This window comes from Sphingopyxis sp., from assembly GCF_050725615.1.
In the GTDB taxonomy this organism is placed as follows: Bacteria; Pseudomonadota; Alphaproteobacteria; order Sphingomonadales; family Sphingomonadaceae; genus Sphingopyxis.
The window spans coordinates 20,429-27,819 of sequence record NZ_JBOHHU010000056.1; the positions used below are offsets into that span (position 1 = coordinate 20,429).

Annotated in this window: 6 protein-coding genes; 4 read left to right on the top strand and 2 right to left on the bottom strand. The window is 68.0% G+C overall.

Features of this window, described 5'->3' with window-relative positions; translation table 11 throughout:
- The first annotated feature begins 29 nt into the window (after positions 1-29).
- From ACREB7_RS13680 to ACREB7_RS13690, 3 genes are all read left to right on the top strand, one after another.
- Complete coding sequence (locus tag ACREB7_RS13680; protein WP_431592825.1) at positions 30-1,007, top strand: hypothetical protein; 978 nt, start codon at positions 30-32, stop codon at positions 1,005-1,007.
- Complete coding sequence (locus ACREB7_RS13685; protein ID WP_431592826.1) at positions 1,004-2,380, top strand: sensor histidine kinase; 1,377 nt, start codon at positions 1,004-1,006, stop codon at positions 2,378-2,380. Before ACREB7_RS13680 ends, ACREB7_RS13685 begins: the two co-directional genes overlap by 4 nt.
- 99 nt (positions 2,381-2,479) lie before the next feature.
- Entirely contained in the window at positions 2,480-2,800 is a 321-nt protein-coding gene (locus ACREB7_RS13690) for a hypothetical protein (RefSeq protein WP_431592827.1), read from the top strand.
- 261 nt (positions 2,801-3,061) lie between these two features.
- Here ACREB7_RS13690 and ACREB7_RS13695 read toward each other — a convergent pair whose 3' ends face one another.
- Positions 3,062-4,348: a citrate synthase gene (locus ACREB7_RS13695; RefSeq protein WP_431592828.1), complete on the bottom strand. Its 1,287-nt coding sequence runs from the start codon at positions 4,346-4,348 to the stop codon at positions 3,062-3,064.
- Between the two features lie 36 nt (positions 4,349-4,384).
- On the bottom strand, positions 4,385-5,839 hold the full coding sequence (gene gltX, locus ACREB7_RS13700; RefSeq protein WP_431592829.1) for a glutamate--tRNA ligase: 1,455 nt from the start codon (positions 5,837-5,839) through the stop codon (positions 4,385-4,387).
- Positions 5,840-5,956: 117 nt separating this feature from the next.
- On the opposite strand from gltX, the gene ACREB7_RS13705 reads away from it, so the two are divergent.
- Positions 5,957-7,391, top strand: a 1,435-nt coding sequence (locus ACREB7_RS13705; protein WP_431592830.1) for a ComEC/Rec2 family competence protein, incomplete at its 3' end; no start/stop codon positions are given.

Sequence of the window (7,391 nt, forward strand, 5' to 3'; positions counted from 1 at the left end):
TAACGCCAAGCTGCTATCCGCGAGCTGACATGGTGCAGGCATTGCTTCTTTCCCAACTGGCGTCGGTGAATCCGGCGCTGACGGCGTGCCTGCGCGAAACGTCCGAATATCTTCGCGCGCCGGGCGCGACGCGGCTTTCGGAAGAGCAGCGGGCGCTGGCGCTCGGCATCGCGCGGCGGCTGGTCGGCGATGCTGCCGACATGCTGGACGGCGCGGTCGATTCGCGGGCCTTGTGGGACGATTGGTCGGCGCAGGGCCTGCCTGGCGCGGCCCAGCTCGCCGGCCTGTGTTTCGCGCGCGCCGAGGAGCATCGCTGGCGCGAACAATCGGCGGAGCATGGCAGCGAGGTCGCCGTCCCGATGATGGTGGCCGCCGCCGAGGGGCCGCTCGCCGCGCCGACGCCGGCCGACGATCCGCTGTCCGAGGTCGACCGCCGCTATCTGGCGCTGCGTATCGCCGATCGGCGGCGCTTCGACGCGCTCGGCCACCCCGGCATCGCGATCGACGATCTCGATCCCGACCTGTTTCGCTCGCTGCTGCTCGATATCGCCGCCTGGGCGCTCGTCCAGTCGGGCAAGGACCCGGCGCAGGCGGTGCGGCTGGGCGAAGCGGTGCGCGGGGCGCTGGCGCTGCATGACCCCGAACGCGGCATCGACCGCGCCGCCATCGCCTATTACGCCGCGCTCGCAAATGTGGGCGCGCAATCGGACAGCGCCGTCGCCGCGATCGCGCGCCACGACTGGCCGGCGCTGATCGCGCTCGCCGCTGCGGCGCAGAAATATCTTTATGCCGACATGGCGCTGGCGCTGATCACCGCCGAACCCGCACAACTGGCGCCGCTGCTGGCGCCCTTGCTGCGCGATCACGCCGCGCTGGCGCCGCTCGAAGGCTCGCTGGCGATGCTGACGAACCGCGCGGTGGCGAGCGCGGCGCCCGACGATTATGCCGCCGCGCTGCAGGCGCGCGCCGCGATGCTGGGCGGCGAGCCCGAAGGCGGCGCGCGATGAGCGAGCGCCTCATTCGCGGCCGGATCGACCGGGGCGGCAGGCTGGTGAGCGGCGATGCGGCGTTGCTGCGGTTGCAGCAGCGCGCGGGCGCGGGGCTCGACAAGCCGCTGGCGCTGCCCAATCTGGCGCGGCTCGTCGCGCTGGCGCAGCGGTTGCAGCGCGAGATCAGCCGGCCGCTGGTCGCCGCCGACGATCATAGCGATATCCACGCGCTGGTGCGCATCGTGCCCGACGCCGAGGGCGCGGCGATCGAGATCAGCGACTGGCGCACCCGCCCGATCGCCCAGCCGCAGATTCCGCCGGTGACCGAGGCGGCGGCGGTGTCGCCGCAGGCCTGGTCGTGGGAATGCGACGGCCAGTTGCGGCTGGTGGCGCTGCGTCGCGGGGTCGCGGCGCCGCCGGTCGTGTCCGGCTGGGAAGGGCGTTCGCTGTCCGAGCTGTTTGAACTGCAACCCGATGACGATGGCCATTTCGCGGTGCTGCAGGCGCTGGCGCGGCAGGCGCGCTTCGACGGCCAGCGGGTGCGGACCGACGGACCCGATGGGCGAATGGCGATGACGCTGGCCGCTGCGCCGCTGTTCGATGGTGCGGGACGTTTTACGGGCTTTCGCGGAACGGCGCTGCCCGAAGAAGGCGCGGCGACTGCGACCCCCGCGCCCGCCGTTCTGTCAGACCCGGCGTTCGGATCGCTGCCCTTGTCCGATCCCGCCTTTGGACGGCGGATCGATGGGGCGCTGCGCGGGCCGCTGGCGCGGATCATCGCGACGGCCGAGACGATTTCGGGTCAGTTCGACGGGCCGATCCGCGCCGATTATGCGCGCTATGCCGGCGATATCGCGCATGCCGGGCGGCATTTGCTGGGGCTGGTCGACGATCTCGCTGACCTGCAGAATATCGAACGCCCGGGGTTCAAGGCGGCGCGCGACGAAATCGACCTTGGCGATCTGGCGCGCCGTGCCGTCGGCCTGCTCGGCATGAAGGCCGAGGAAAAGGGCATCCGCATCGACGCCCCGCCGACCGACGAGCGCATGCCCGCGACCGGCGAGTTCCGCCGCGTGCTGCAGGTGCTGCTCAACCTGCTGGGCAATGCGATCCGCTATTCGCCCGAGGATTCGCTGATCTGGATCCGCCTCGACCGCCAGGGCGACCGCGCGATGGTCACCGTCGCCGACCAGGGGCAGGGGATCGACGCCGGGCAGCAGGCGGTGGTGTTCGAGAAGTTCGAGCGGCTCGGCCGCACCGACAGCGGCGGATCGGGGCTGGGCCTTTATATCGCGCGGCGACTGGCGCGCGCGATGGAGGGCGACCTGACCGTCGACAGCGCGCCGGGGCAGGGGGCACGGTTTACGCTGAGTTTGCCGGCGCGGGATTAGGGTTTAACGCTTGCAGCTAACCGACTGGTTGGGCGTGGAAAGCGGACGTTAGGTTTTCAACCGTAAGCCACTTTTCTCCTCGAAGAAGAGCGGGACAATATGCATCGGGTTTATGTAGATATATCCCTGTTGGGTATCGGCACGGCTTATGGTCGGGTGTCGGGTTCCATAGATGTCGAAACTATCCCACAAATTGGTGATCAGTTGTCGTTTGGCAGTCCAAAACACGGAGAGCTGCCAGCCGAGATTGGCGAAATACCCTATCTTTTACGGGTCACCGACCGGATCATCGCCGTGAACGCCGGCGATGTGGTCCAGCTCTCGCTGGAAGGCATAGTGACAGAAACCGAAGTGAGGGCACGGCTTGTCATGGCGTTTTTTGAAGAATGCCATGGGCTGTTTGCTGAGCCGTACATCTAAGGCGCATAATCGGCGCAGCCAGCAACGTCCACAACCGGTCGCTAACTGGCATTCGTCATCCCGGGCTTGACCCGGGATTCCGCTCCTTGCTTCCTTTGCTGCGGCCAAGCGGGAGCCCGGATCAAGTCGAACGAGCCGGGTGTCTCGTTCGAGGGTGACGATGAAGGACATGCCATGATGTGATCGTTGTCGGCCATCGGCATCGGGCGAAAAAAAAGGGGCCGAAAACCGGCCCCTTTCTCGTTTTCGTCTCCCGTTGGATCAGCGCTCGCCGACCGGCACATAGGGCCGATGCGTCGGGCCGGTGTAGAGCTGGCGCGGGCGGCCGATTTTCTGCGCGGGGTCGGAGATCATTTCGTTCCACTGCGCGACCCAACCGACGGTGCGGGCGAGGGCGAAGAGGGCGGTGAACATCGTCGTCGGGAAACCGATCGCCGACAGGATCACGCCCGAATAGAAATCGACGTTCGGGAACAGCTTCTTCTCGACGAAATAGGGATCGCTCAGCGCCATTTCCTCAAGCTGCAACGCGACCTCGAACACCGGATCGTTGACCTTCAGCGCTTCGAACACCTCGCGCACGGTCTTTTGCATCACCGTCGCGCGCGGGTCGTAGTTTTTATAGACGCGGTGACCGAAGCCCATCAGGCGGAACGGATCGTCCTTGTCCTTGGCGCGTGCGATATATTCGGGGATGCGTTCCGGGCGGCCTATTTCGCGCAGCATGTTGAGCGCGGCTTCGTTGGCGCCGCCATGCGCGGGGCCCCACAGGCACGCGATGCCCGCCGCGATGCAGGCGAAGGGATTGGCGCCCGACGAACCGGCGAGGCGGACGGTCGAGGTCGACGCATTTTGTTCGTGATCGGCGTGAAGGATGAAGATGCGGTCGAGCGCGCGCTCGACGACCGGGTTCACCTCATATTTCTCGGCGGGGACGCCGAAGGTCATGCGCAGGAAATTGCCGGTGTAGCTCAGCGAATTGTCGGGATAGACGAAGGGCTGTCCGACCGAATATTTATACGCCATCGCGGCGATCGTCGGCATCTTCGCGATCAGCCGGTGGCTGGCGATCATGCGCTGGCGCGGGTCGTGGATCTCGGTCGAGTCGGGGTAGAAGGCGCTGAGCGCGCCGACCACGCCGCACATCACCGCCATCGGGTGCGCGTCGCGACGGAAGCCGCGATAGAAGGTCGATAGCTGTTCGTGCAGCATCGTGTGGCGGGTGATGGTGTTGTCGAAATCGGCCAGTTCGGCGGCGTTCGGCAGTTCGCCGTTCAGCAGCAGGTAGCAGGTTTCCATGAAGCTGCTGTTTTCGGCGAGGTCGCCGATCGCATAGCCGCGATGGAGCAGGACGCCTTCGTCCCCGTCGATATAGGTCAGGTTCGATTCGCAGCTCGCCGTCGAGGTGAAGCCGGGGTCGTAGGTGAAGGCGCCGGTCTGCGCATAAAGCTTGCGGATGTCGATGACGTCGGGGCCGACGGTGCCCTTCAGCACGGGGTTCTCGACGGTGGTGTCCCCCAGGGTGATCTTTGCGGTCTGGTCGGTCATATTCTTCCCCTGTACTGGCGGCGGGAGTCGCTGTGGCTACGCCCCTGCCGGATTATTGTGCGCTGCGTCAAGTCGCGCCAGGCTGGCATCGCGGCCCAGCAGCAGCAGCACGTCGAATATTCCAGGCGATACGGTCCGCCCGGTCAGGGCCGCCCGCAGCGGTTGGGCCAGTTTCCCGAGCCCGACGCCGGCCGCTTCGCTTTCTGCGCGAATGGCGGCCTCCACCGTTTCTTGCGACCAGTCGGACAGCGCGCGCAAGCGGTCGGCGACCGAAGCGAGCATCCCCTCCGGCGCATCCTGTAGCACCGCTGCCGCCTTCTCGTCCATCGCCAGCGGTTCGGCGGCGAAGAGGAAGGTCGCGCCGTCGGCGATTTCGTGCAGCGTCTTGGCGCGCGGCTTGAGCGCGGGCATCGCCTGCGCCAACAGATCCCGATCGGCAGCGGTCAGGTCGCGGCCGAGAAGCGTGCCCGTCATCGGCGCGACGAGGCCCGCGAGACGCGTGTCGTCGGCTTCGCGCAGATAATGGCCGTTCAGATTTTCGAGCTTTTTAAAGTCGAAGCGCGAGGGCGAGCGGCCGACATGCGCAAGGTCGAACCATTCGACGGCCTGCGCGCGGCTGATGATTTCATCGTCGCCATGGCCCCAGCCGAGGCGGAGCAGATAATTGTTCACCGCTTCGGGCAGATAGCCCATTTCGTCGCGATAGGCGTCGACGCCGAGTGCGCCGTGGCGCTTCGACAATTTCGCGCCGTCGGCGCCGTGGATCAGCGGCACATGCGCGTAAACGGGCTCGCGCCAGCCCATCGAGCGGATCAGCGCGAGCTGGCGGAAGGCGTTGTTGAGATGGTCGTCGCCGCGGATCACATGCGTCACGCCCATGTCATTGTCGTCGACGACGACGCTGAGCATATAGGTCGGGGTGCCGTCGCTGCGCAGCAGGACGAAGTCGTCGAGCTCGGCATTCTGGACGGTAACGTCACCCTGCACCTTGTCGTGGATCGTGGCTTCGCCGTCCTGCGGCGCGCGCAGGCGGACGACGTGCGGGACGGCGGGGTCGCCGTCGTTCCGGTCGCGCCAGGGGCTGCGGACGCGGAAGGGCAGGCGCTTTTCCTGCGCTTCGGCGCGCATCGCGGCGAGTTCGTCCTGGGTCAGGTAACAGCGATAGGCCTCGCCCTTCGCCATCAGTTCGGCGGCGACGGCGGCGTGACGGTCGGCGCGGGCGAACTGGAACACGGTTTCGCCGTCCCAGTCGAGGTCGAGCCAGCGCATGCCGTCGAGGATCGCGTCGATCGCCGCATCGGTCGAGCGCGCGCGGTCGGTGTCCTCGATGCGCAGCAGGAACTTGCCGCCATGGTGGCGCGCGAACAGCCAGTTGAACAGCGCGGTGCGCGCGCCGCCGATGTGCAGGAAACCCGTGGGCGACGGCGCAAAACGCGTCACGACGTCGGCGCCGGTCGCTTCGCCGGGGATAGTTTGATTTTCGGTTGCCACCACGGCCTCTTTCACTCAGTTTTGCATGCCCCGCGGACGGCGGGGACGGGGATCGGGGGTGCCCCTAGCATGGCGACAAGGCCGCTTCAAACGCCCATTGGTGCGCGCGCGGCGGCGATGTCGCGGAGGGCGGCCGCCTGGGTGGAAGCGCGGCTCGACGCCGAGCGCGAGCGGATCGCGCTGTGGCTGCCGGTGGCGCTGGGCGCGGGGATCGCCGCCTGGTTCGCGCTGCCGACCATGGGGCATTGGACCGGAGCGCTGCTGATCCTCGCTGCGGGGGCGTTGGCCGGAGTGCTGATCGGCTGGCAGACGCGGTTCGGGCGATGCGTCGCGATCGGCTGCGGCGTGGCCGCCGTGGGCATGCTGCTGATCTGGGGGCGGGCGGCATGGGTCGCCGCGCCGGTGCTGGGGCAGCCGGTGGTCACCATATTTTCGGCCCGGGTCGAAAGCGTCGAGCCGCTGCCCGCGAAGGACCAGCTGCGGCTGATCGTCCAGCCGCTGGCGCGGCCCGACCTGCCGCCGCGCGTGCGCGTGACCGCGAGCGGCGAAGCGGGCGAAGGCATCGCGCCAGGCGAGGCGATCGGGCTGCGCGCGCGATTGATGCCGCCGCCGACCGCCAGCCTGCCCGGCGGTTATGATTTTGCGCAGCGGGCGTGGTTCGACCGGATCGGCGCGGTCGGCACGGTGCTCGGCGATATCGGTCGGGCGCCGGGCGCCGGGGAGGGCGAACAGACGCTGCGCGCGCGGCTGAGCAGCCATATCCATGAACAGATCGACGGGTCGGCGGGCGGCATCGCGGCGGCGCTGGTTGCGGGCGATCGCGGCGCGATCAGCGAGGCGGACGAGGAGGCGATGCGGCGGAGCGGGCTGGCGCATTTGCTGTCGATCAGCGGGCTGCATGTGACCGCGGTGGTGGGTTTTGCGATGTTCCTCGCGATGAGCCTTCTCGCGCTCAGTCGGCGGCTGGCGCTGGCGGGCTATGTGCTGCCGCTGGCGGCGGCGGTCGCGGCGTTGGCGGGCGGGGGATATACGCTGCTCGCGGGGGCCGAGGTGCCGACCCTGCGGTCGTTCATTGCGGCGTTGCTGGTGCTCGTCGCCTTCCTGATGGGGCGCGAGGCGATGACCTTGCGGCTGGTCGCGGCGGGGGCGCTGATCGTGCTGCTGTGGCGCCCCGAGTCGCTCGCCGGGCCGAGCTTCCAGCTGAGTTTCGCGGCGATCACCGCGATCGTCGCGCTGCACGAAGGCAAGGCGATGCAGCGCTTCATGGCGCGGCGCGAGGAGCCGTGGGTGTTTCGCCTTGGGCGCGGGATCGCGGGGCTGGTGATCACGGGGCTCGCGGTCGAGGTCGCGCTGGCGCCGATCGCGCTGTTCCATTTCCACAAGGCGGGGCTCTATGGCGCGCTCGCCAATGTGATCGCGATTCCGCTGACGACCTTCGTCATCATGCCGATGGAGGCGCTGGCGCTGCTGTTCGACAGCGTCGGGCTCGGCGCGCCCTTCTGGTGGGTCGCCGAGCAGGCGCTCAACGGGCTGATCTGGCTCGCGCATAGCG